Annotated in this window: 25 protein-coding genes, 1 pseudogene and 1 riboswitch; of the genes and pseudogenes, 10 read left to right on the forward strand and 16 right to left on the reverse strand. The window is 70.7% G+C overall.

All coding sequences use genetic code 11. From position 1 onward, the window contains the following. Positions 1–7: 7 nt before the first annotated feature. The 3 genes from O7608_RS30340 to O7608_RS30350 form a co-directional block, all read right to left on the reverse strand. Complete coding sequence (locus tag O7608_RS30340; protein WP_289207803.1) at positions 8–616, reverse strand: ArsR/SmtB family transcription factor; 609 nt, start codon at positions 614–616, stop codon at positions 8–10. Between the two features lie 148 nt (positions 617–764). Beyond that, on the reverse strand, positions 765–1,745 hold the full coding sequence (locus O7608_RS30345; protein WP_289207804.1) for a serine hydrolase domain-containing protein: 981 nt from the start codon (positions 1,743–1,745) through the stop codon (positions 765–767). Positions 1,746–1,838: 93 nt separating this feature from the next. Then, entirely contained in the window at positions 1,839–2,837 is a 999-nt protein-coding gene (locus tag O7608_RS30350; protein ID WP_289207805.1) for an NAD(P)-dependent alcohol dehydrogenase, read from the reverse strand. Positions 2,838–3,030: 193 nt separating this feature from the next. Here O7608_RS30350 and O7608_RS30355 point away from each other — a divergent pair, with 193 nt between their 5' ends. The 3 genes from O7608_RS30355 to O7608_RS30365 are packed head-to-tail and all read left to right on the forward strand — an operon-like array spanning position 3,031 to position 6,081. Further along, complete coding sequence (locus O7608_RS30355) at positions 3,031–4,254, forward strand: sensor histidine kinase (RefSeq protein WP_289207806.1); 1,224 nt, start codon at positions 3,031–3,033, stop codon at positions 4,252–4,254. Continuing rightward, a complete protein-coding gene (locus O7608_RS30360) occupies positions 4,251–4,916 on the forward strand; it encodes a response regulator transcription factor (protein ID WP_289207807.1) in 666 nt (221 codons plus the stop codon). Before O7608_RS30355 ends, O7608_RS30360 begins: the two co-directional genes overlap by 4 nt. 34 nt (positions 4,917–4,950) lie before the next feature. Next, positions 4,951–6,081 (forward strand): Fic family protein, encoded by a 1,131-nt coding sequence (locus O7608_RS30365; RefSeq protein ID WP_281553284.1) that lies wholly within the window; start codon positions 4,951–4,953, stop codon positions 6,079–6,081. A gap of 4 nt (positions 6,082–6,085) precedes the next feature. Here the strand turns inward: O7608_RS30365 and O7608_RS30370 are convergent, their stop codons facing one another. Together O7608_RS30370 and O7608_RS30375 are read right to left on the reverse strand one after the other, a co-directional pair. Further along, positions 6,086–6,298 (reverse strand): hypothetical protein, encoded by a 213-nt coding sequence (locus O7608_RS30370; protein ID WP_289207808.1) that lies wholly within the window; start codon positions 6,296–6,298, stop codon positions 6,086–6,088. Next, positions 6,295–6,885: a hypothetical protein gene (locus O7608_RS30375; protein ID WP_289207809.1), complete on the reverse strand. Its 591-nt coding sequence runs from the start codon at positions 6,883–6,885 to the stop codon at positions 6,295–6,297. Before O7608_RS30375 ends, O7608_RS30370 begins: the two co-directional genes overlap by 4 nt. Positions 6,886–7,052: 167 nt before the next feature. On the opposite strand from O7608_RS30375, the gene O7608_RS30380 reads away from it, so the two are divergent. The 7 genes from O7608_RS30380 to O7608_RS30410 all read left to right on the forward strand — a co-directional run bounded on the left by O7608_RS30380 (position 7,053) and on the right by O7608_RS30410 (position 11,617). Next, a complete protein-coding gene (locus O7608_RS30380; protein ID WP_289207810.1) occupies positions 7,053–7,907 on the forward strand; it encodes a helix-turn-helix domain-containing protein in 855 nt (284 codons plus the stop codon). A 25-nt stretch (positions 7,908–7,932) separates the two neighbouring features. Further along, the gene (locus tag O7608_RS30385) at positions 7,933–8,130 is read left to right on the forward strand and encodes a DUF397 domain-containing protein (protein WP_281553280.1); all 198 of its coding nucleotides are present in this window, start codon (positions 7,933–7,935) and stop codon (positions 8,128–8,130) included. Between the two features lie 31 nt (positions 8,131–8,161). Continuing rightward, positions 8,162–8,659, forward strand: a complete 498-nt coding sequence (locus O7608_RS30390; RefSeq protein WP_281553279.1) for an HAD domain-containing protein — start codon at positions 8,162–8,164, stop codon at positions 8,657–8,659. A gap of 130 nt (positions 8,660–8,789) precedes the next feature. Next, the gene (locus tag O7608_RS30395) at positions 8,790–9,353 is read left to right on the forward strand and encodes a GNAT family N-acetyltransferase (RefSeq protein ID WP_289207811.1); all 564 of its coding nucleotides are present in this window, start codon (positions 8,790–8,792) and stop codon (positions 9,351–9,353) included. Between the two features lie 16 nt (positions 9,354–9,369). Continuing rightward, positions 9,370–10,044, forward strand: coding sequence for a nucleotidyltransferase domain-containing protein (locus tag O7608_RS30400; RefSeq protein ID WP_289207812.1), 675 nt, complete (start codon positions 9,370–9,372; stop codon positions 10,042–10,044). 80 nt (positions 10,045–10,124) lie between these two features. Continuing rightward, positions 10,125–11,021, forward strand: coding sequence for an ADP-ribosylglycohydrolase family protein (locus tag O7608_RS30405; RefSeq protein WP_289207813.1), 897 nt, complete (start codon positions 10,125–10,127; stop codon positions 11,019–11,021). Between the two features lie 14 nt (positions 11,022–11,035). After that, positions 11,036–11,617 (forward strand): hypothetical protein, encoded by a 582-nt coding sequence (locus O7608_RS30410; RefSeq protein WP_289207814.1) that lies wholly within the window; start codon positions 11,036–11,038, stop codon positions 11,615–11,617. Positions 11,618–11,641: 24 nt separating this feature from the next. Here O7608_RS30410 and O7608_RS30415 read toward each other — a convergent pair whose 3' ends face one another. The 11 genes and pseudogenes from O7608_RS30415 to O7608_RS30460 form a co-directional block, all read right to left on the reverse strand. Further along, complete coding sequence (locus O7608_RS30415; protein ID WP_289207815.1) at positions 11,642–12,451, reverse strand: hypothetical protein; 810 nt, start codon at positions 12,449–12,451, stop codon at positions 11,642–11,644. A gap of 120 nt (positions 12,452–12,571) precedes the next feature. Continuing rightward, positions 12,572–12,811 (reverse strand): annotated as a pseudogene (locus O7608_RS32070) (DUF4236 domain-containing protein); the annotation flags it as partial. Then, positions 12,730–14,406 carry an SNIPE associated domain-containing protein gene (locus O7608_RS30420; RefSeq protein ID WP_289207816.1) on the reverse strand — a complete coding sequence of 559 codons (1,677 nt, stop codon included), beginning with the start codon at positions 14,404–14,406 and terminating at the stop codon, positions 12,730–12,732. The pseudogene O7608_RS32070 and the gene O7608_RS30420, both read right to left, overlap by 82 nt. A gap of 232 nt (positions 14,407–14,638) precedes the next feature. After that, complete coding sequence (locus tag O7608_RS30425) at positions 14,639–15,502, reverse strand: bifunctional 5,10-methylenetetrahydrofolate dehydrogenase/5,10-methenyltetrahydrofolate cyclohydrolase (protein ID WP_289207817.1); 864 nt, start codon at positions 15,500–15,502, stop codon at positions 14,639–14,641. Between the two features lie 13 nt (positions 15,503–15,515). Then, positions 15,516–15,596, reverse strand: a riboswitch (ZMP/ZTP riboswitch). An 80-nt stretch (positions 15,597–15,676) separates the two neighbouring features. After that, complete coding sequence (locus tag O7608_RS30430; RefSeq protein ID WP_289207818.1) at positions 15,677–16,087, reverse strand: PH domain-containing protein; 411 nt, start codon at positions 16,085–16,087, stop codon at positions 15,677–15,679. A 118-nt stretch (positions 16,088–16,205) separates the two neighbouring features. Then, positions 16,206–16,598, reverse strand: coding sequence for a VOC family protein (locus O7608_RS30435; RefSeq protein WP_289207819.1), 393 nt, complete (start codon positions 16,596–16,598; stop codon positions 16,206–16,208). Then, the gene (locus O7608_RS30440) at positions 16,595–16,879 is read right to left on the reverse strand and encodes an ArsR/SmtB family transcription factor (RefSeq protein WP_289207820.1); all 285 of its coding nucleotides are present in this window, start codon (positions 16,877–16,879) and stop codon (positions 16,595–16,597) included. Before O7608_RS30440 ends, O7608_RS30435 begins: the two co-directional genes overlap by 4 nt. Before the next feature lie 153 nt (positions 16,880–17,032). Further along, complete coding sequence (locus O7608_RS30445) at positions 17,033–19,906, reverse strand: choice-of-anchor M domain-containing protein (RefSeq protein ID WP_289207821.1); 2,874 nt, start codon at positions 19,904–19,906, stop codon at positions 17,033–17,035. Positions 19,907–20,167: 261 nt separating this feature from the next. Beyond that, complete coding sequence (locus tag O7608_RS30450) at positions 20,168–20,812, reverse strand: hypothetical protein (RefSeq protein WP_289207822.1); 645 nt, start codon at positions 20,810–20,812, stop codon at positions 20,168–20,170. Between the two features lie 34 nt (positions 20,813–20,846). Further along, positions 20,847–22,076 (reverse strand): M48 family metallopeptidase, encoded by a 1,230-nt coding sequence (locus O7608_RS30455; RefSeq protein WP_289207823.1) that lies wholly within the window; start codon positions 22,074–22,076, stop codon positions 20,847–20,849. Positions 22,077–22,117: 41 nt separating this feature from the next. After that, entirely contained in the window at positions 22,118–22,717 is a 600-nt protein-coding gene (locus O7608_RS30460; RefSeq protein ID WP_289207824.1) for a TIGR03086 family metal-binding protein, read from the reverse strand. Between the last annotated feature and the right edge of the window lie 27 nt (positions 22,718–22,744).

The following is a 22,744-nucleotide window of genomic DNA, read 5'->3' on the forward strand; positions in this document are numbered from 1 at the left end:
CGCGGACTCAACCTTCCTGTGCGGTTCCGGTGCTCGGCGTCTCGGCGCTCGGGTGCAGGGCGACGACGAGGCGGTGCGACCGGCCACCGGGGACCGTTTCATCGTGGTATCTGGCGACCAGGGCGGTGACCGTGTTGGCCAACTCCTCGGCGAAGGCGGCCCGGTCGGCGGCCGAGGCGAAGCGGATCTCGCCGTCGACGGCGAAGGTCGCGACCCGCTTGTTCGCCCGCTCCGCGCCGGTGATCAGCGCGCCGACGTCGCGGACCAGCCGGGCGGCGACGGCGAGCAACCAGCGGGCGGAGAGCCGGTCGGGGGCCAGGGCCGGGTCCGGCGCGACGGCGGCGAGCGCGGCCGGTGAGATCACGTACGCACTGGCGGTGGCCCGCATGATCCGCTCGGTGACGTTGCCCTTGCGCCGCCGCTCGACCAACTCGACCAGGCCGTGCTGTTCCAACGCTTTCAGGTGGTAGTTGACCTTCTGCCGGGGCAGGCCGATCCGGGCGGCGAGCATGGTCGCCGAAGCAGGCTCGGCCAGCTCGGCGAGGATCCGGGCCCGGATCGGGTCGAGCGAAACCTCGGCCGCCGCCGGGTCCTCGATCACCGCTACGTCCAACATGCGACCCAGGCTGCCACCGAATATAAAAATTGTCAAGAAAGTAGAAGTGTTCGGTGAGCTGATCGTCGGTTACTCCCCAGCTCGACTGGCTGGGCAAGGTCAGCTCAACGACCGGTCAAGGCCGACTCGCTAGGCCCAGATCAACCGGCTAGGCCAGGTCGAGCGCGGGTAGGACGACCTGTTCCAGCACCGCGACCGGGGTGCGCCACTGATCGGGGTCGTCGTAGTTGCCGGCGGTCACGACGACGACGAGCTCCAGGTCGGGCAGGACGATCAGGCGCTGACCGCCGTTGCCCATCGCCGAGGCCGTCCGGTGACCGGCGACGGTCTGCAGATACCAGTGGTAGCCGTACTCGGCGGACCACCCGGTCGACAGACGCGGCTCGAGCATCTCGCTGATCCAGCTGGCCGGCACCAGTCGACGGCCGGCCCAGACCCCGCCGGCCAACACCAGCTCGCCGATCCGGGCCAGGTCACGCGGGGTCAGCCGCAGCCCGGACGCGGGCGAGGCCACCCCGTCGTCGCCGGCCATCCAGTGGAACTGCTCGACGCCGAGCGGCGCGAACAGCTTCGCCCAGCCGTACGCCTCCAACACCTGCCCGGTGCCGTCGGCGATCAGCTTGCCGAGCAGCGCGGTGGCGCCGCCGCAGTAGGCCCAGCGCTCGCCGGGTGGGCCGACGACCGGCCGCTCCAGCACGTACCGGTAGCGGTCCGGGGCGAGCTCCATGGCGATCTCACCGTTGTCCGGCGAGTCGTACGGCAGGTCCTCGCGCCAGTCCAGCCCCAGCGACATGGTCAGCGCGTGCGCGACGGTCAGCCCGGCCCGGTCCGGGTCAGCCGCCAGATCCGGGTACTCGGGAAACTGCCGCAGCAGCGGCTGCGCCGGGTCCGGAACCAGGCGCTCGTCGAGGGCGATGCCGTACAGCAGTGCGGTCACGCTCTTGGTGACCGAGCGCAGGTCGTGCAGCGTCGTCGGGCCGAACTCGACGACGCCCAGTGAGTCGCCCCAAGCGAAGTCGCCGCCGGTGCCGTAGTGCTCCCACAGGAGCTGTCCACCACGTACCACCACGACCGCGTGCAGCCCGTCGACCTGCCCGGCCTGGTCGGCCTCGGCCAGCAGCTCACCCATCCGACTTGTCGTCACACGCTACCCCCGTCACCCTCCAAGGAGGATATGCCAGACCGTCGATCCGCGCTGTCCGCTCCACTTCCCGCCTGGCGATCACATGGTGACGACGACCTTGGCGCGGGCGTGTTCGGTCTCGACGTATCGGATCGCGTCGGGCACCTCGCTCAGCCGGAACGTCCGGTCGACGACCGGGGTCACCGTACCCGCCTCGACCAGGTCCCGCAGCGTCGCCAGGTGCCCCCGGCCCGCCGTAGCCATCGGCGCGACGATGCGCTGACGGACGAAGCCGGCCACGATCCGGGCCCGGATGAACAGCGCCAACGGCCCGAGCAGGCTGCCGCCGGTCGACACTCCGCCGCCGCACAGCACCAGCGTCCCGGCCCGGGTCAGCACCCGCCGGCAGTCGGTCAACGACCGGTTGCCGACCAGGTCGAGCAGCACGTCGTAGCGGCGGCCGGCCCGGACGGCATCAGTACGGGTGAAGTCCTCCCGGGTGTAGTCGACGACGTGGTCCGCGCCGAGCGACCGGACCAGCTCCACGTTGCGGGTCCGGCACACCGCGGTCACGTGCGCGCCGTACGCCTTGGCCAGCTGCACCGCGAAGGTGCCGACCCCGCCGGACGCCCCGTTGACCAGGACGTGCTGCCCGGCCCGCAGCTCGGCGGCGTCCCCCAGACAGACCAGGGCGGTGGTGGCGGCCAGCGGCACCGCCGCCGCCTGCGCGAAGCTCAGGTTCGCCGGCTTCGCCTCGACCAGACGCTCCGCCACGCACAGGTACTCGGCGAACGCGCCGCCGGCGGGGCCGGCCTCGCCGTACACCTCGTCACCGGGGCGGAACCGGGTCACCGCAGCGCCGACCGCCTCGACCCGGCCGGCGAAGTCCTGACCGCGCACGGCCGCGCGGGGCCGGCGCAGCCCGAACGACAACCGGGCCAGGTACGGGTCGCCGCGCATCGCGTGCCAGTCGTACGCGTTGACCGAGCTGGCGTGCACCCGGACCAGCACCTCGTCGTCGCCGGGGGTCGGGGTGTCGACGTCGCGCAACCGCAGCACGTCGGGTGAGCCGTACCGGTCCTGGACCATCGCCTTCATCGCTGAATCTCCTCACTGGATTCGCTGATGGACACAGCATGTCGGCGAAGGCCGGGGCAGCACGTCGGTGCGGCGGCGGCACCACGACTGCGCCCGACGCGGTAGCACGGCGACGGACTACTCCCCCGGGCGTACGCCGGGCTGCCTCCGTCAGGGCTGCCGTAGTCGGCGCCCACCGCCTTACAGTCGGCGCATGACCCGGTCACGCCCCGACACCGACACCGACACCGACGCGGGCGACTCGGCGGCCCGGCCGGGGTCGCGGCCCGGACCGGGCCTGGCGGTGCTGACCGCGATCGGGCAGCCGGTCGGGACCGCGATCGCCGCCAGTTGGCAGTCCGGCGGCGTCTCGATCATCGGGTACGCCCTGCTGGTGTTCAGCGGGCTGGCGCTGGCCGACCGGCACCGGTCCCCCCGGCGCAACTTCCTGATCGTGGTCGCCGCGACCCTGGCGTACCACCTGCTGGACCAGCCGGCCGGGGTGACGCTGCTGGCCCCGATGATCGCCGCGTCGGCGGCGCGCGCCGCCGGCCACCGCTGGCTGGTCGGGGCGGCGGCGGTGACGGCGTACGGCATCTGGGTGCTGGTCACCGGGGCGACACCGCGGCAGGCGCTGCTGGCGTTGGCGCTGATCGTCGCCGCCGGGCTGGTCACCGAGATCGGCACCCTCGTCGCCGACCGGGTCCGCGAGGGCGTCGCGGAGCAACGCCGGCTCTCCGAGGAGCGGCAGCGTCGCCGGGCCACCGAGCAACGGCTGCGGATCGCCGCCGAACTGCACGACGTACTCGGTCATCATCTGTCGCTGATCAACGTACGGGCCGGGGTCGGTCTGCACCTGATGGACCGCGACCCGGAACAGGCCCGCGCGGCGTTGGAGGCGATCGCGCAGTCCAGCGCGGAGGCGTTGCGCGAGGTCCGGACGATGCTCGACACGCTCTACCCGCGCGGTCAGGCCGCCCCGCGCGCCCCCGCACCGGGGCTGGACCGACTCGGCGAGCTGACCGACGACGCGGCGGTGCCGACCCGGACGGTGATCGACGGTACGCCCCGACCGCTGCCGGCGGCCGTGGACCGAGCGGCGTACCGGATCGTGCAGGAGGCGTTGACCAACGTGCGGCGGCACGCCGGTCCGGGTGCCGCCGCCACCGTCACCATCGGATACCGGCAGGATGCGGTGATGCTCCAGATCGACGACGACGGCGGCGGTGCGCCAGGGTCGGCTGCCGCCGCACCGGGTGCGGCTGCCGTGGCGGCTCTTGCCCCGGCGGGTAACGGCATCACCGGGATGCGGGAGCGGGCCGCAGCGCTGGGCGGCGAGGTGACCGCCGGTCCCGCGCCGGACGGCGTCGGCGGCTGGCGGGTACGGGCCCACCTGCCACTGGATCCTGACTCGCGGGCTGAGGAGACATCGACGTGATCCGGGTGCTACTGGTCGACGATCAGGTGCTGGTCCGGGCCGGGTTCCGGGCGCTGCTGGCCGCCGAGGGAGACATCGAGGTCGTCGGTGAGGCCGGTGACGGCGCGCAGGCGGTCAGGTTGGCCGGGCAGACCCGACCGGACGTGGTCCTGATGGACATCCGGATGCCCGGGGTGGACGGGTTGACCGCCACCCGGCAGATCGCAGCCGACCCGCGACTGTCCGAGGTACGGATCATCGTGCTGACCACGTTCGAGCTGGACGAGTACGTCGGCGAGGCGCTGCGCGCCGGGGCGGCCGGCTTTCTGGTGAAGAACACGCAGCCGGCCGAGCTGATCCAGGGGGTACGGGTGGTCGCAGCCGGCGACGGTCTGCTGTCGCCGAGTGTGACCCGGCGGGTGATCGAGCAGTTCGCCGCCCGTACCGCCGCTCCGGCCGCACCCCGGCGGTTGGCCGAGCTGACCGAGCGGGAGCGGGAGGTGGTGGCGTTGGTCGGCACCGGGCTGTCCAACGACGAGATCGCCGCCCGGCTGGTGGTCAGCCCGGCGACGGCGAAGACGCACGTGTCCCGGGCGATGGTCAAACTCGGTGCCCGGGACCGCGCCCAGCTGGTCGTGTTCGCGTACGAGGCCGGCCTGGTCCGCCCCGGCTGGTTACCCTGATCCGTAGATGCCACTGCTCTTGTAGCATAGTGGCATGCTCTACGCGATGCCGCAGCTCGACGCCGCCGACCGGCGGGTGCTGCACGAGTTGGACCAGATGCGTGCCGACCTGCGGCTGCAGCTACGGTCCACCCCACGCTGGGCGGGTCAACTGCGGCGGAGCCTGTTCGCCGCCGCGATCCAGGGCTCGAACACCATCGAGCACATCACGATCAGCGGTTCGGACGCCCGAGCACTTGTCGAGCAGGCGCCCATGTCGGCGGAGACCAGCGACGAGGTCCGCCAGGCGGTCGTCGGCTACCGCGATGCGATGACGTACGTGCAGCAGACGCCTGAGTTGGACTTCTTCGAATACTCGCAGACTCTGCTCTCGGCCTTGCACTTCATGATCACCAAGTATCAGCCGGCGAAATGGCCCGGCCGTTATCGGACCGGCGGGATCTTCGTAACCAGTGCCGACCCGCTGGAGCCCGTGTACACCGGCCCGGACGCGGAACGGGTCCCCGGGCTGATGGGCGAACTGGTCGACTGGCTCCGCCACGGCGACCTCGACGCGCCGGCGTACGCGCGAGCGGCGATGGCCCACCTGAACCTCGTCGGCATCCACCCCTGGCGCGATGGCAACGGGCGTACGGCCCGCGCCCTGCACACCCTGGTGCTGGCCCGCACCGGCGAACTCGCCGCCGAGTTCTCCTCGATCGAGGAGTGGCTGGGCGAGCAGATCAACACGGTCCAGTACTACGAGGCACTGCGGTCCGCTCAGGACGGCAGCTTCCAACCGGATCGCGATGCCCACCCCTGGCTGCGGTTCGTGCTGGCGGCGCATCACCGGCAGGCGCAGCGGGTGAAACGGCGCTCCGAGTGGACAGTTCGACTGTGGATGGATTTGGAACGCCTCACCGAGCAGCAGGGCCTGCCCGGACGGGTCGTCTCGGCGCTCTACGCCGCCGCCGCCGGCGAGCTACGGCGGACCACGTATCAACAGGACGAAGGCCTCAGCCGCGATCAGGCCATCCGCGACGTGCAGGCGCTGACCCGCGCCGGCCTGCTGACGCCGCGCGGCAACGCGACCTCCCGGGTCTATCTGCCCGCCGGGGCGGCGGCCGAGATCGCCCAGGCCGCGACCGCAGCCGTACGCGGGCCGGGCCGCGACCCCTACCAGTAGCCACTCAGGGGATCACCTGGGGAGGGTGCTGTTCGGTGTACCAGGCGGGCGGTTCGGGTGCGGCGGTGGTAGCGGTGATCCCGCCCCAGCGGTCGCGGCAGACGTACGCCAGGTCGGCGTGGATCCACCTGCCGTCGTTGTCGCGCAGCACCGGCCGGCCGCAGTGCCGGCACGGCGCGACCCTCGGGTACGGCGGTGTGGCGGGTGTGCCGGTCACGGGGCGTCGCCAGTGCTGTCTGCGTCGCCGTCACCGTCGCCCCAGCCCAGTCCGCCGAGCCCGGCCGCCCGGTGGAACCCCGGGTGGTGGCGGACCTCTGCGCACACCTCACCGTCCGGACCACGTACCCCGCAGAACAGCGGCTCGTTGAAGTTCCACGCCTCCGCCCGGGACAGCAGCGGCGCGTGCTCCCCTAACTCCGGGCACAGGATGGTGAGCCCTTCGGCGTACGCGACGGCCTGCTCCCGAGCGGTGTCGACGTCGACGGCGGCGAATGTCAGGTGCAGCGTGTACCGACCGCGCCGGTCGTACCGCAGCCAGTCCGGCAGGTTGCCGATCCCACCCGGACCGTCGCCGCCACCGTTGACCTGCGCCGCCGGGCGGCGGCGCTCGCGCTCGTTGAGGTAGCGGTTGACCAGTGCTTCGGCGTGCCCGGCCGGGCCGACCCCGGTGCCGAGGGCGTGCGCGACGGCGGCCCGCGCCGGTTCGGACAGGTCAGCCCGATCGAGTACGGCGAACAGGTCCCGGTTGCGCTGCGTCGGATCGAGGGTCGGGTCGGTCCAGCGTGCTGAACGGTTGTCGGTCACGGACACCTCCAGGGCAGTGGCGACGTCGTCATCCCTGCCCTCAGCATGCATCCACGTACATAAAAATACAACGTCGCAACGAACTTCCGTTAGAGAGATCTGTAGTACATACTTCGATCGAACTCACATCGCCGCTGCCAGACCCGGATGCACCCGGAGGTGTTCTCGTGGCACAGGTTCCGAGCCCGACGATCCGCGCTCGCCGGTTACGCCGGGAGCTACGTCGGCTCCGTGACTCGGCCGGTCTGACGGCCGAGGAGGTCGCCCGCCGCTTGGGCTGGCACCGCACCAAGGTCATCCGGCTCGAACACGGCCACTCACGGATAACGCTCAAGGACACCGAGCAAATGCTGGCCCTCTACGAGGCGTCCGATGAGGACCGCGAGTCGTTGACCGCGCTCGCCAAGCAGGCCCGGCAGAAGGGCTGGTGGAGCGCGTACGGCGACGTACTGCCCGACGACTACGTCGGCTTCGAGGCGGAGGCCACCGCGATCAGCGCATTCGAGAGTCTGTACGTGCCGGGACTGTTGCAGACCGAGGAGTACGCCCGCGCCATCATCCACGCCGGCCGCAGCACCGCCGACGCGGACGAGATCGACCGGCGGGTCGCCGCCCGGCTCGCCCGCAAGTCGCTGCTGTCGCGGGACATGCCGCCGAGACTCTGGATCGTCCTCGACGAGGCGGCGATCCGCCGGGTCGTCGGTGGTCCGAAGGTGATGCGCACCCAGCTCACCCGGCTCATTGCTGCCTGCGCCCAGCCGTCGATCGAGCTGCAGATCGTGCCGTTCGGGGCAGGCGCGCACGCCGCCATGGCCGGCCCGTTCACCATCCTCGGCTACGCCGACCCGATCCTCGACCCATCCATCGTCTACATCGAGAACGATGCGAACACCCTGTTGCTGGAGGAGGATGCCCACGTGGCGCGATATAAGCTCATGTTCGACCACCTCCGCGCCAAGGCCATGGACCCGGACGAGTCCGGCAGGTCCCTGGCTCGGGCGGCAGAGGAGCTTCCCGACTGACCCGACCGGCCAGAGGAGACGCGGGATGACCGCACCAGACATGTCCCGCGCTCACTGGCGCAAAAGCAGCCGCAGCAGCGCCAGCGGCTCGAACTGCGTCGAGGTGGCCACGCTGGCCGGCGGTTCGATCGGCGTACGCGACTCCAAGGACCCGCACGGCCCGACGCTCCTCTTCCCCACCGGCGCATGGACGGCGTTCCTCACCACAGTGTCCGGCTGCTGACCCGACCGGTCCGCCTTCCGCTACGACACCCGTGCCCGCCGACCGCCCGTACGTCTTCCTCGACGTCGACGGAGTGCTGATTCCCCTCGCCGCTCGCGCGACCAGCCGGTCACCTTCGCCCCACCGTGCGGCTCATCTTGACTCGATCGGCAATCCGCTGCTGGCGCGGGTCGATCCGGAGGACGGCCGCCGGCTGCTGGCACTCGATTGCCAACTCGTCTGGGCGACCACCTGGATTGACGAGGCGAACGAGGTCGTCGCACCACTGCTCGGCCTGCCGGAACTGCCGGTCGTTGCATGGCCGGACTCCGACGACGAGCCCCCGCGCGGCATGCACTGGAAGACGCCGTTCCTCACCAGCTGGGCGGCCGGACACGCCTTCGTCTGGCTCGACGACGAGATCACCGACCTGGACCGACACTGGGTGTCCGCGCACCACCCAGGCAAGGCCCTGCTGCACCGCGTCGACCCGCATCTCGGCCTCACCGACGCCGACTTATCCACCGTCGGCCAGTGGCTCGCGGCCTGACTGCAGCAGTGCCGCGTCGATGTGAGGCTGAAACACGCTACGAGCGCGTCGTGAGGTATCTCAGCCTCACATCGATGAAGCGCTCCGGCCCCGCCATGATCACTTGATGCTCTGCTGGGAGAATGTCGGCGTGTCGCCCAGCAGAGCGTTAAGTGATCATGACGAGCTACGGCCGGCACCGGCCCACGTACGCGAAGCCACGCTCGCCGACGCCGATCAGCTGACCGAGGTGCACACGCTGGCCCGCACCGCCTACTACACGGCGGCCGGTGGGCTGGACCCGGACGACCCGTCGCTGTCGTCGCCCGAGGCGTACGCCGAACGCCGTGCCGCCTGGGCGAAGGTTCTCACCTTGCCGGAGCTGTTCACCGTCGCCGCTGTCCTCGACAGCCGGGTCGTCGGCTGCGCAGCGATGGGACCCGCCGCCGTCGGTCACGTCGACGCGGCCCACGTCGGCCAACTGCACCAGATCCACGTACTCCCCGACTGCTGGGGTCGGGGGATCGGCGGGCTGCTGCACGACGCCTTCGTCGCGTACCTGCACCGGACCGGTCGGACCGGTGGGGTGCTGGAGGCATGGGAGCGTAACGCTCGGGCCCAGCGCTTCTACGCCGCTCGCGGCTGGCGGCCCGACGGCCACAGCCGCCCCGGCCCTGGCGACACCCGCTATCTCTACTTCCAGTTGCACCGGTGACCGGTAACGTGCCGGCGTGAGCGAGCTTGTCGAGCGGCACACCGTCCTCGCCGTCGTCGTCGGATCCCGGGCGTACGGGCTGCACGGGCCGGACTCCGACTACGACCGGCGCGGCGTGTACGTTGCCCCGACCCGAGCGTTCTGGCAGCTGGACAAGCCGCCCACCCACCTCGACGGGCCGGCGCCGGAGCAGTTCTCCTGGGAGTTCGAACGCTTCTGCACCCTGGCGCTGCAGGGCAACCCGACCGTCCTGGAGGTGCTCTGGTCTCCGCTGATCGAGACGCTGCGCGAGGACGGCGACCAGTTGCTGGCGGCCCGGCAGGCGTTCCTGTCGACGCGACTCGCCCAGACGTACGGCGGCTACGCCCGTGACCAGCTCGACCGGGTGGCGGCCCGCCGCGAAAGCACCGGCGAAACGAACCACAAGCAGGCGATGCACATGATCCGGCTGCTGACCGCCGGTGCGCACGTGCTGCGGACCGGGCAGGTCCTGGTCGACGTGGGACCGTTGCGGGACCGGCTGCTCGACCTCCGGCGCGGCGAGCTGCCCTGGGCGTCGGTCACCGCGTGGGCAGCGGACCTGCTGGCCGAGCTCGACGACGCTGCGGCCGGCACCGCACTACCGGAACAACCCGACCGGGCCGCCGTCGACCGGCTGCTCATCGCCGTACGGGAAAGAAACCTGGGGTAACCGTCGACGTCCCGCCACGGGCGCAGGATGACAGCCAGGGCTACCGGGCCGCCGCCGCAACTGGCAGAGTCTGCGTCAACATGACGTCGCTCGACCTCTGCTCCGACAGTCTTGACGGGCTTTCCGTCGGTGATGCCCTCGGCGCCCAGTTCTTCGTCCCCGGCACCAGCTTTGCCGCTCTACTCGACGGGGTTCCGCCGGCCGGGCCGTGGCCGTGGACCGACGACACCGAGATGGCCTGCTCGATCGTCGCCGAGTTGCGCGAGCACGACGGCATCGACCAGGACCACCTGGCGGCCCGGTTCGCCGAGCACTTCGAGCCGTACCGGGGCTACGGTGCCGGCGCGGTGGTCCTGCTGCGCCAGGTCCGCCAGGGCGTCGCCTGGCGGGACGCCGCCGGCGCGGCGTTCGACGGCCAGGGATCGATGGGCAACGGCGCAGCGATGCGGGTCGCCCCGCTCGGCGCCTTCCACGCCGGCGACAACCGTACGGCCGCTCTGCAGGCCTGGCGGTCGGCGGAGGTCACCCACGCCCACCCCGACGCCGTCCTGGGCGCGGTGGCGGTCGCCGTCGCGGCGGCCGAAGCCGGCTGGTCCCGGCTGACCCGGTCGCGGCCCGAGCCTGCCGAACTGCTCGACGTGGTGCTGGCCCACCTGATCGACGGCCGACTGCACGCAGGGATCGTCCGGGCCAGACGGTTGCTGGGGGTCAGCGTCGCCGAGGCGGCGTACGAGTTGGGCAACGGGTCGCAGGTGCTGGCCTTCGACACCGTTCCGTTCGCGTTGTGGGTCGCCGCTACCCGGCTCGCCGACTACCCGGCGGCGATCCACGCCTGCGTCGAGGCCGGCGGTGACGTCGACACGACCGCGGCGATCGTCGGTGGCGTCGTGGCCGCGTACACCGGCTCCGGACCGGGCGGGATCCCGGCGGAGTGGCTGGCCCGCCGCGAGCCGCTCCCCGACCACGTACGCCGATGACGTCCCTGCCTGCCATGCAGCGATCAGCGGATCCGGCTGACACGGCGGTCAACAACATCGTCCTCGTCACCGGCGAGGAGGGCGCCGGCAAGTCGACGATCCTGCGTGCGCTGCTCCCCTGCACGACTGACGGCACGCGGGTCGACGCCGAGGACATCGGGCAGACCAACCCGTGCCCAATGGACGACGGGTTCTTCGATCTGCTCCGACGCAACATCGCAGCCCTGGTGACAAACTTCTGGGCTGCCGGCTATGTCAATGTCCTCACCGGCAGCTTCCTGCGCGACTACGACGACTATCGCGCGTTCCGGCAACTCCTGCCGCCTCAGACGGCGGTGTTCCTGGTCGAGTTGCTGGTCGACCGAGCCGTACGCGACCAGCGCCGGCTCACCCGGGCGAAGCGGACGACACAGCGATGGCGCGACCGGGTCGATTTGATCCCGGAAGATCGGACCATCCGCGAGGCTCTCGATGCCGACTACCGCTACATCGGCATCGACACGACAACATTGGACGTTGCCGAGACCGTACGGCGGATCATGGATGAGATCCCGGAGATCTACGTCCCGCCGATGCGGTGTCGACCGGCTCAGTAGTGGTCGGACCGAACCAGAACCTGGCTACCGCATCGCATCGAGGGCACTGGCGAGAACGCTGGCGGCGTCGGGCCGGGAGAAGTCACATACTATAAGGAAACCGGACGGACTGCTGAGCGTGAGGCGGCTGTACAGCATCACCGGCAGTTGACGGTTGTCCTTGTAGCGTCGGTCGGGACCGCCCCTGGCATTGGCGTACTGCCAGGTGGTGCCGATCATCCGTGAGTCGCCGGGGACCGGTCCGTCCTCGATGAACCGTTGCTGTTGCGCGTGCACCTGCAGCATCGGGTACGGCAGTTCGGCGTACCGGCTGCCGTCACGGATCAGGACACGATCCGGCAGGAAGTGCACAGCACGGCTTCCGCTACTCAGCGTCGGTACGGCGATGTTGGTCACCAGGACCGGCGGACCGGCGACGGTCAGCCCGGCGGGGCTGCGCTGGATAAGGCTGCCGGCACCGGCGTTGACCTTCCGCTGGTACGGCGTGACCAGACTCCCCTGCGCCGCCACATGCCAACGGCCGTGTGACTGGGCGGCGTATGCGTGGGCAGCGGTGAGCGCACCGAACCGGACGGCCGGCTGATCGTCGACCTGGTAGAAGGTGACGACTGCGCGGCGCGCGGCGTCGCGCAGGTAGATCCATACGACAGCGGGCGCGCCGATCAACAGCAGTCCAAGCCCGAACGGCATCGTCAGCAGCGCCACGAGGCCGATCAGGCCAGCGGCGTACGGCCAGAGTGCGACACGGCGTTGGGCGGTGGCGATCTGCGCGACCAACTCGGAGGGGTGTACGGCGACGAGTTGCTGGACGGGCGTGCCGCTGAGGTCCTGCATCGCGACCGCCGCGGTTGGCGATGACCCTGGCGGCGGAAACTGGGTCGGGCCGTGACCGGCCTGGTGAACCATCGCTGGAGGTCGCCGGGCCGGCTGTCGGGCGGTGGCATAGTGGACGCCACGCCCGCCGATCCGCACATAGTTGCCACTCGGCCCGGAACCGACCCGGAACCCGGGGACGCCCACCGAGACGCCAATACCGGACGGGGACAGGTTGAACCGGAACGACCCGGCTTTCAGGCTGGTACGCAGGTAGATGCTCATGGTCATCCCCTGGATCAGCCGGCGACCGGCGTCAAGAGCGAGGAATGATGGGCCACTGGCTGGGTCTGCTGCTGGTGTGCGCCGCTGGCCCGCCATTCAAGAGCTTCGGCACGCTCGTGGTAGGCCAGCAGGTGCTGGCCGGCGATCTCCTGCAGCAGGTCGCGGACCTGCGCGGGGTCGGCGTAGAAGAACTCCCGACGGTGATTCACCTTGTTCACCCGCTGCTCGGCTAGTGCGTTGTGCAGCTTGGCCTCCAGCCCGACCGCGTCCTCGCTGAAGATCAGCGCGTGAGTGTCGAACTTGAACGGCACTGAGGCGTCGCCGAGCTCCCGAACCCGGTCCTCGGGGTCAAGGCGCCGCGTCATCCCGATCTTGACCATCCTCGGCCCGAACGCGCCAATGTTCGAGATGACGTAGACATAGCCGGCCCGAACATTCGCCGCGCGTTCCTCGACCCCGGCGATCGCCTCACCGATCTCGCACAGTTTGGCCGCCAGCTCGGCGGCCCCCGCGTCGTCACCCTTCGCCTGCAGTTTGGCGAGCGCGGCCTGGTAGTGGGACTGCTCTTTGGCCAGTCGCGCCTTCTCGCGTTCCAACTCAGCGGTTGCCGCCCGTTCCTCCCGCTGCCGCTCGCGTTCCTCGCGGATCCGTTCCTTCTCCTCCTCCAGCTTGGCACGGTAGTCGGCAGTCAGGTCGATCTCGTACGCTCGCAGCCGGTGATACTCTGGGTCGATCCGGATCCCCATGGTCTTACCGAGCTTCGCGATCGTATTGGCGACCTTGTCGAGACGCTCGACGGTCGTGTGACGTCGATGCGGCTGCACTCGCGATACGCAACTGTCCGCCTCGGCGTTGTACGCGCGCAGCATCAGTTTGGTGTATTCGCGGACCATCTTGCGTCCCTCGGCGGCGGAGCCGTTCACCGTCCAGCCGTTGTTGGCCTGCACCGCCGTGCCGCCCCGGGCCATCGACTTGACCCGGTCCGACAGGTCTGCCAGTTGGGTCTTGTAGGCCAGTGCATCAGCCAGCGGATGCCGATACTGGTAGATGCCGACCTCCTGAAGCTCGGCGTCCTCGGAAGTGCGGACGAGTTCGGCACGCAGCCGAGCGAGCTGACCATGCAGCATGCGTTGCTCGGCCTGAAGCTGCTGCACCTGAGTCTGCAGCGCGGATGCCTCGTTGGCCACGGCGGTGGGGTCAAGCCCGAGCAACGTGGTCAGCTGTCGACGTAGTTCCTCGTTCTCCTCCTCCAGCTGCTTCTTCCCGCCGAACAGGCCACCTCGGCCGCTTCGTTGCACCGGCCGGATGATGTTCGGTCCGGTGCCCGTCGACACCGTAGGCGCAGCCACGATGGCCGCTGGGGGAACGGCCGCTGGCGGTTCGGCGGATGCGCGGCCGGGGTAGGTCGACAGGCCAGCCTGGGCAGGGTGCTCGACCGACGCGGAGTGGTCGATGTGCGCCGGTGTGGTGGTTGTTGTCGCTGGCCCGGGAATGACCGGCGGATGCGCGGCCGAAGGGTCCGCCAGCGGCATGTCCTTGGTCTGCCCTGTCGGCGTCTCTGTAGGGATCCACCAGTTCCAGTCCAGCGGCGCGGCAGGCCATGTCGGATCGGGTTTCCACCCTGCTGGTGGCACCCATTGTGGCGGCGGTACAGGCCAGCCGGGCGGCGTGTTGAAACGATACGTCGACATCTCCGGCCCTCCGATGATCCACCACCTGCTACAAGGCGACTGACCTTACCCATGGTGAATCCCGCCGGCCATCGCCTATCTGGACAGTGGGATCAACGCCTTCGTATGGCGGATCAGGAAACTGGATGTCCTTGCTCGACGATCATTGGGTCCCGGTCCGTTATTGGCTGATGTTCGCCAATGGGGCCGGGTCGGCTTTCTGTCCAACCTCTACGGCAGGCCGGGCCGGCTCCTACCTGGTTGCCCGTTCGGCGCTGAGTGCGGCGTTGCGGAACAGCATGGCGACGGTGGTCGGTCCGACACCGCCGACGCGAGGTGTGATCGCGGACGCCACCTCGGCGCAGGTCTCGTCGACATCTGGCAGGAGCCGGCGTCCGGCGTACCGGACACCAGCGCCGATCACCACCGCGCCGGGCCGGACGTGCTCCGGCTGGACGATGCCCGGTACGCCGGCCGCCGCGATGAGGATTTCGGCGCGGCGGGTGTAGCGAGGCCAGTCAGCCACCCCGGTGTGCACCACCGTCACTGCGGCGTTGGCGGTCGGCCGTTTCTGGGCCAGCAGCATGGCCAGCGGGCGGCCGAGGGTGGCGCCGCGGCCGAGGATGACCACTTCCCGGCCGGCGACCGGGATCCGGTAGTGGGCCAGCAGCGCCTCGATCCCGGCCGGGGTGCACGGCACGGGTCCCGGCAGGCCGACGGCGAGCCGACCCATGTTGAGTGGATGCATGCCGTCGACGTCCTTGTCCGGGTCGAGGCTCTGCAGGGCGGCGTCGTAGTCGAGGTGGCCCGGGATCGGGTACTGGATCAGAACGGCGTGCACCGCGCGGTCGGCGTTGAACCCGGCGATCACGTCGAGCAGGTCGTCCTGGGTTGCGGCGCCAGGCAGGTGCCGGTGCGGCGAGTCGAAGCCAAGTTCGGCGGCCTGTCGCTGCTTGATCCGGATGTAGCCGGCGCTGGCGTCGTCGTCGCCGACCAGAATGGTGGCGAGGCTGGGCGTGACACCACGTTCGCGCAAGGCGGACACCCGCCGGGCGACGTCGGCGAGTACAGCCTCGGCCACCGGCGCGCCGGGCAACAGTCGAGCAGTCGTGGGCATGGGAGTCCTCTCGGACGGGAGCCCAGGCGGTCGACTCCCGTGGCCGGCTCCCCGATGGTCCACCATCCCCGTGCCGCCAGTCGCACTGACGACGAGGATACCGAGGCCGGCGCGCTGCGTACTCCCCCGCTGGCGGCCGCTCGTGCCGGCGGCCGCCGCAGGGTCGACGGCTTCTCACCGACGGCGTCGGATCTTTTCCAGTCGGGTGGCGGCGGCCACCACCGGAGGCCGGGTGAAGCCGGGAGAAGAGTGGCCGTGCTGGAAGGCCGAGGCACGCAGCTCGGTGCCGTCGCGGCGGCGTACCCAGAGTCCTTCGTCGTCGTGGCCGAACCGGTCTATCTCCGGCCAGGGTAGCCGCACGGCCCGGAGCCAGTTGACCAGCACGACGTACTCCGGGTGGGCTTCGACGCGCAGAAACACGCTGCGCGCGGCGGCGGCGAACGTCACCGCCGCTCCGGACGACGCGGCCAGGACGGTCCAGCCCTCTTCATCGACCGCGGCCGCCAACAGGCACGCGGAAGCCGCGCTGAGGGCCAGGAACCACATCAGGCGTTGCCAGACCGGTGGGTAGAGCGCGACAGGCACGCCTACCAGGGTGTCGGGTGCGGGCAAACGCGCGGCGTTCGCGGTTTCCGCGACCTCTAGCTCAGCTCGCCGAGCGCCCCACTGTCTGACTCCGGAAGCTCCGCGTCGAGGTCAGGGGTCAGGCCGGGCTGACCAGTTGGATGAGATTGCCGCAGGTGTCGTCGAGTACCGCGCCGACGAACGGGCCCATCGGCGTGGGGGTCTGGATGAAGGTGACCCCGTCGGCCTGTAGCACCCGGTAGGCCTCCTCGACGTCGTCCACGGCGAACGAGGCCGCCGGGATGCCCTGCTCGGCAAGCGCCTGCTTGTACGCCTGGGCGGCCGGGTTCTCGTCGGGCTCCAGCAGCAGTTCGACGCCGTCCGGGGCGTCGGCGCCGACCACGGTGAGCCAGCGGTGTTCCCCGACCGGGAAGTCGGTCTTGGGGACGAAGCCGAGCTTGTCGGTGTAGAAGGCGAGCGCCTTGGCCTGGTCGTCGACGAAGACGCTGGTCACGTAGATGCGGGCTTTCATGTCTTCTCCTCATCGCTGAGCGGCCACCGCTCGATGATCGAGCGCAGCGGCCGGGTGTCGAGGTAGTGGAGTTTGGTGCGGCCGACCCGTTCGCAGCGGACGAGTCCGGCCTCCTCCAGCACGGTTAGGTGCTGCGAGATCGCCTGCCGGGTGGAGGTGGTGCCGTGTTCGGTGAGCAGGCGGGTGCAGATCTCGAACAGGCTCATCCCGCCCTTGCGGGCGAGCTCGTCCATGATCCGTCGCCGGGTCGGGTCGGCGAGTGCCCGGTAGAGGACCGCCACCCGCCCCACAATAGGCAAGTCTGCACTTGCATATCAAGTCCCGCCTTCGGAAGACCGGAAAGCGGTGGCCGTGAAACGCGTCGAGGTGAGGCCGATCCACGTCACATCGTTGCGTGACCTGGATCAGCCTCACCTCGTGGCTGGTGACAGCCGTCAGATCGCGGTGAAGGTGATCGTGGCGACGTAGGTGCCGGCGGCGACGTCGGTCGGTGCCTCGATACGCAGGCCGGCGCCGAGCTCACTGGTGCCCCGGGCACCGGCGGCACCGATCGCGAGCGGGCTGCTGTCCAGCAGGCCCCGGCCGGCGTCGAAGGCCGGAGCGATGCTCGCCCCCGCCGTCACGGCACCCGCGCCGGGCTGCGACACCACGCGCGGAGTCCAGCCGAGGAACCGACCGGACAGCGTCTGCGTACCGGCGACGAAGTCGCTGACCTGGCCGGACGCGGTCCAACCCGGTGCCGATGCCCGAGCGTCGGTGACCCGTACCGGCCGCAGTTCACCGGTCGAGACCCAGCGGTCGGCCTCGGCGCTGAGCGCGAAGTCGCTCATCAGCACCTGGTCGTTGGCGTCGACGCTGATCACCAGGGTGCCGTCGGGCACCGCGGCGATGATCTCCTGACTGGTCGCGCCGACCCCGCCGCCGTGATCGTCCACGGCGAGGGTGACCGGTTCCGACGGCCCGTACGCGGTCTGCCCGGTGGGTGTCACCACCGCGACGCTGAGCTCGCGACTGTGGTGCCCGGCGGTGACGGTGAACGAGTACTCGCGACCGGTCGCCCCCGCGATCGGGGTGGCCTCGGCCGCGTCCGGTGCCTTCTCGAACCACTGGTAGCCGGTCAGCACGGTGTCGGCGGACACGTCGGCGGTGAAGGTCGCGACGTCGCCGACGGCCAACGACGTCTCGCCGGTGACGGTCACCTGCTGGCGCGGCGCCGCGCCGTGGTCGTCGACGTGGATCGTCACCGGCTCGGCGACCATCGGCTCGGTGCCCTCGACACCGAAGGTCAGGGTGGCCCGGACCTCGACGCCGTCGAGCGCCTGCTCGGCGACGACGGAGTGCGCCAGACCGGACGCGCCGGGCAGGGTCGTCCACTCGTCGCTGCCGGGCCACCGCCACTGCCAGTCGACCGTGTCACCGTCGGCCAGCGCCGGGTCGGCGAGCAGCTGAAGGTTGATCGGGCTGCCCTGGTGGTAGTGGTCGCTGAGTCCGTTGAAGAAGAACAGCTGCGTCGACGGGTCCGCGTCGGACACGACGATCTTCGTGCCCGTCTGCCCGGCGTACACCTCGGTCGAGCCGTAGTCCCAGACCGCGGCGAGGGTCAGCTGGTTGTTGTCGAGGTCGAGGGTGACCGGCAGCTCGATGGACAGTGCCGTGGCGTCGGCCCCCTCCTGCAGGGTCGTGCCCTGGTACGTGGTGAGGTCCAGCAGGACCCAACGGTAGAGCAGGCCCTCCTTGGCCGGGTAGACCGTGCCGGTGGCCCGCAGCGTCTGACCCACCCGGTAGACCCCCTGGATGCCTTCGACCAGCACCTCCCGGGCGCGGATGTCGACCGGCACCGGCGCGGACTGGGCGACGACGAGGTCGTCGCGGATCACCTGCAACGCCCACTCGCCACTGGTGTTGGCGTAGGTCGGCTGGACCTGGTACGTGGTGGCGTCGACCTGGCTCACTCCGGCGCGCGGCGACCACGGGGAGCCGAACCGCTCGACGAACCGCAGGCTCTCGCCAGCGGCGAGTTCCCGGCCGCTCACCCGGAGCAGGACGTCGTCGCCGAGGTACAGCGGGCCGGTCGCGACGAAGCCGAAGGACAGTGGCTCCACCGACGGCTGGACCCGGATCGGCACCCAACCGGTCGTGGACAGCGTCGTGCTGCCGGCGCGTAGCCGTACCCGCACCTCGTACCCGTCGTAGGCGACGTCGACGCGCTGCTCGACGATGCCCTGCGCGGCCTGCCCGCCGGTGCCGGAGAACGCGTACCCACTGTTCGTCGCGCCGACCGGCCGGATCGCCCACTGGAAGCTCTGACCTTCGGCCAGGGTGGCCCCGACCACCCGGGCCTGGAGCAGGTCACCGGGCTGGTACGACTCGGCGATGCCGGCGATGCCGAACTCCACGCCGGAGTCGTCGGTGACGGTGACCGCCACCGACGCCGAGGTGGAACCCCCGGCGAGGTTGCCGACCGCCGGAACGAAGGACGCGGTGAGCGGGTGCGCCCCGGCCGCCAGATCCGGTACGACGAGCTCGGCCGATCCGCCGTCGACCGGCGCGTGGCCGAGCACGGTGCCGCCGTCGCGGAACTCCACGTACCCGTCGGTTTCCGCTGGGGTCACCGTCCCGGTCAGGGTGACCGGCTCGCCGACGGTCAGCGCGGTCGCCGACGCCGTCAGCGCGGTGGAGGTGGCCACGACCTCCGGCAGGTCACCGACCACGAACGTGTACGTGGCGGTGGCGGCCATCGGGGTGGCACCGGCGGTGGCCGTGGCGGTCACGGTGAGCCGGTAGGTGCCGGCGGCGGTGAACGCCCAGTTGGCGTGCATGTGGGTACGGCCGACGCTGAAGGTCTTGTGATCCTCGTCGGAGGACCACAGGCGGGTCGGGGTGCCGAACGACCCGGTACGGAAGAGCTCGATGTCGCCGGGTCCGTCGAACCCGCTCAGCGTGAAGGCCGTCTGATCGCCGGCGACCGCGCCGGCGGGCACCGACTCGGTCGAGAAGCCGGGCCAGAGCTGTGTGCCGCCCGGGTTCGATTCCGGCGCGATCCAGACCTGCTCGCCGGCGGCGGCGATGAACTCGTAGCCGGCGGGGACAGGGCTGGCCGCGTCGTCGTCGATGTGGAACCAGACGTCGTCGGCGGCGAACCGGGTGCCGGTGCCTTCGGCGACGTCCGCCTTGGTGCCGAGGGCGAGGACGCCGTCGTCCAGGAAGGTCGAAATCGCGTCGGTGTGGATGTCCTGCAGGACGCGGTACTGCTGCGGCGCGGGTGCCGGGCCGGGTGCGGCGGCGGCCTGCGTGGTGGGGAGCAGCAACGCGCCGGCCGATACGGCGGCGACGACGGCGACGGCCCCGGCGGCCAGTCGTACCGCTGGGCGCTGAAGTCGCCCAGCCTGTCGATGTATGAGCGAGCGTCTCGGTTTCATGATCAATCCCTTCTCCGAGCGCAGCCTATAGCTAACGAAAATCGTTCTCAATAGCCACTACTGTGCTGCTCAGCTCAGGGATCGGGACGCGATGACGCGCAGCAGACGCGCTGGGCCGTCAGGTGTCCGGGCCGTCAGATGTCCGGGCCGTCAGATGTCCGGGCCGTCGTCGGTGGCGGTGTCTGCCGTCGACAACGCGGCGGCGAGCGTGGTCGCGGCGGTCAGGTGCGCCCCCAGCTCCGGCAACCGTGGCCAGCCGTCGACCACGACCTGCAGTGCCCGTCCCTCGATCCGGACCGGGCGGTCGGAGCAGCTACCCAGGTCGCGTAGCCGATGCAGGGCCGCCCGCACCGGCCCGGTCAGCGCTCGCCCGACGGCGTCCGGTGCGCCGTGCGGTACGACGGTCAACGACCGCCGGAGCTGGATCTCCACCCCCGGCAGTTGCCCATCGACTCGGACGAGCAGCGCGACGTACCGCAACGACACGTCGTTGTCCTCGAAGCTGCACCAGAGCAGCGCCACCTGCCGTCCCGCGTGCGTACCGACCAGGGCACAGCGGCGTTTCTCGTCCGGGATGACCGTGCCGAGCCCGCGCCAGGTCAGCTCCGCCGGCGGGTCGGACTCGACCCAGCCACGGTGCCCGGCCTCGCGCAGCAGGTCGGCGCGCAGTGCGCCGATCTCCAACTCCTCGGCCCGCCGCTGGGCGGCCGTGCCGAGCCAGATGAGCACCCCGACCACCGCGCCACCGACGACGGCCAGGGCCAGCACCGACCAGAACGCCGCACCGCTGGACATGGTTCCACCATAGATACAGCCGTCGAACGCGAAGTCACAGTTCGTGGTGGTCGGCCAACCGTCGGCGGATACCTTCGACGTACGGTGCGATCTCGGCATCGATCCGCGCGGCGTCGGCTTCGCTGACCACGACGCTGGGCTCCTGCGGCGGACGACCGGAGAGCACCTGGTGCCGACGCCCCGGCGCGGAGTGGCTGGCCAGCAGCGCGGCATCGGAGCGGATACTCAATTGCCGCAGCAGCGGCAACCGCTCCTCGTGGCGCTCCCGGGCCCGCATGATATCCGTACGCCACTGACGCAGCGCGCCACCGACGTTGCCGGTCGGGGCCAGGTACGGCACGAGCAGGGGAAGTTGGGCCAGGACGTCCAGCAGCGCCAGGGCTCCGGTCGTACCGGCGGCTCGCGCCGCGATCAGATCGGCCCGCAACTCCACCCGACGCCGATCGTGCGCGTCGACGATGTTGAGTCCGAGGTGGACGATGAACAGCAGCCAGCAGAGCGCTCCGGCGACGAGCTGCCAGATCGTGTAGAACAGCGCGTAGACGCCCTCCACGTCCCGGTCGTGGGCATCGCCGGCCGGTGGCTGCACGGCCACCGCCATGAGGCCGAAGGTGCTGGTCGCCGGCTGGGTGAGCAGGATACGCCGGGAGTCCTGGTGCAGCAGGTGGCCGAGTTCGTGGCCGAGCAGCGCCACCAGTTCCGGACCACGCAACGCGACCAGCAACGGCGTCCCGAGAGTCAGGATCCGGGTCCGGCGGAAACCGACCACGGCGACCGACGCGTTCCAGTCCTCGTCGAGCGCGACGATGTGCGGGCGGGGCGCTCCGCACCGATCGGCGACCTCGTGGATCAGCGCGTGCAGTGCCGGCGCCTGGGCCGGGTCCAGCCGGTGTCGGCCGCGCAGCGTCCGTCGCACGCTGGACAGCCGGGGGCGCAGCCCGTAGCCGACGGCCACCAGCGCCACCCCGAGCAGGATCGCCGGGAAGAACCCGCTCGCGAACACCAGCCACAGGCCGACGGCCCACAGTGCGACGGTGAGCAGCACGATGATCGCCGACACGGCGCAGAGGAACAGCTGACCGGCTCCGGGCCGGCTCACCGGATCCGCGACGGACCGTTCGGCGAGCCATCGGTCGGCGCGCAGGCCCGCCCGGCGGTCGATCCTGGTGACCGACCGGGCCAGCCAACCGCCGTCGACCGGCCCGATGTCGTCCAGGTTCCACTCGCACCGTTGACACCACGGTCGGAGACCATCGACCGTCACCAGGGCAATCTGGCACCGTGGGCACAGGGTCCCGTCCACAGCTACCGCGACCGGCCCCACGCCTGCGCGTCCCGGCCCAGCAGGGCGAGCAGCTGGGTCTGGCGGTCCGGGTCCGCCCCGAGCTGCGGTGCCGGCGCGAAGTATCCCGGCGGCAGGGCGCCCGCCACCGGTTCGATGAACGCGTGGGCGGCTTCGACCAGCACCGGGTCGAGGGTGGCGTCGACGCCGATCGCCTGGGCCAGATCCCAGCTGTGCACCAGGTTGTCGTTGAAACACAGCCCGGCCAGCCGTCGGCCGCGCATGTCGCCGACCGGATGGTGGACGACGGCGTCGAGCACTCCGGGGCGGGCGAACGCCTCGACCGCGACGTCGACCGAGTGGCGTACCGCCGCGAGTGGATCGCCGCCCAGCACGTCGAAGTCCGGCCGGGCGATGTCGAGCCGGCCGAGTTCGGCCAGCGGGATGCCGGCGAGCACCGGGACCACCGCGAGGTTGCCGCGGACCACGTGGTCCACCAGCGCCCGTACGTCCCATTCGGAGCACGGCGTCGGGGCGCTCCACTGGTCGTCGCCGACCTGGGCGACGAGGTCGCAGAAGTGCCGGCTGGCCTGTTCGTAGCGGACGACGAAATCGGTACGCAAGAGGTCCCTCCGCGGCAGTCCCGGACC

Origin of the sequence: Solwaraspora sp. WMMA2056, assembly GCF_030345095.1 — a bacterium.
Classification (GTDB): domain Bacteria; phylum Actinomycetota; class Actinomycetes; order Mycobacteriales; family Micromonosporaceae; genus Micromonospora_E.

What these genes read in the sequence shown, in the direction of transcription:
- O7608_RS30340 (WP_289207803.1), bottom strand. Translation starts at nt 616, where the DNA reads ATGTTGGACGTAGCGGTGATCGAGGACCCGGCGGCGGCCGAGGTTTCG.
- O7608_RS30345 (WP_289207804.1), bottom strand. Translation starts at nt 1,745, where the DNA reads ATGGGTGAGCTGCTGGCCGAGGCCGACCAGGCCGGGCAGGTCGACGGG.
- O7608_RS30350 (WP_289207805.1), bottom strand. Translation starts at nt 2,837, where the DNA reads ATGAAGGCGATGGTCCAGGACCGGTACGGCTCACCCGACGTGCTGCGG.
- O7608_RS30355 (WP_289207806.1), top strand. Translation starts at nt 3,031, where the DNA reads ATGACCCGGTCACGCCCCGACACCGACACCGACACCGACGCGGGCGAC.
- O7608_RS30365 (WP_281553284.1), top strand. Translation starts at nt 4,951, where the DNA reads ATGCTCTACGCGATGCCGCAGCTCGACGCCGCCGACCGGCGGGTGCTG.
- O7608_RS30385 (WP_281553280.1), top strand. Translation starts at nt 7,933, where the DNA reads ATGACCGCACCAGACATGTCCCGCGCTCACTGGCGCAAAAGCAGCCGC.
- O7608_RS30405 (WP_289207813.1), top strand. Translation starts at nt 10,125, where the DNA reads ATGACGTCGCTCGACCTCTGCTCCGACAGTCTTGACGGGCTTTCCGTC.
- O7608_RS30410 (WP_289207814.1), top strand. Translation starts at nt 11,036, where the DNA reads ATGCAGCGATCAGCGGATCCGGCTGACACGGCGGTCAACAACATCGTC.
- O7608_RS30415 (WP_289207815.1), bottom strand. Translation starts at nt 12,451, where the DNA reads ATGCAGGACCTCAGCGGCACGCCCGTCCAGCAACTCGTCGCCGTACAC.
- O7608_RS30420 (WP_289207816.1), bottom strand. Translation starts at nt 14,406, where the DNA reads ATGTCGACGTATCGTTTCAACACGCCGCCCGGCTGGCCTGTACCGCCG.
- O7608_RS30425 (WP_289207817.1), bottom strand. Translation starts at nt 15,502, where the DNA reads ATGCCCACGACTGCTCGACTGTTGCCCGGCGCGCCGGTGGCCGAGGCT.
- O7608_RS30435 (WP_289207819.1), bottom strand. Translation starts at nt 16,598, where the DNA reads ATGAAAGCCCGCATCTACGTGACCAGCGTCTTCGTCGACGACCAGGCC.
- O7608_RS30450 (WP_289207822.1), bottom strand. Translation starts at nt 20,812, where the DNA reads ATGTCCAGCGGTGCGGCGTTCTGGTCGGTGCTGGCCCTGGCCGTCGTC.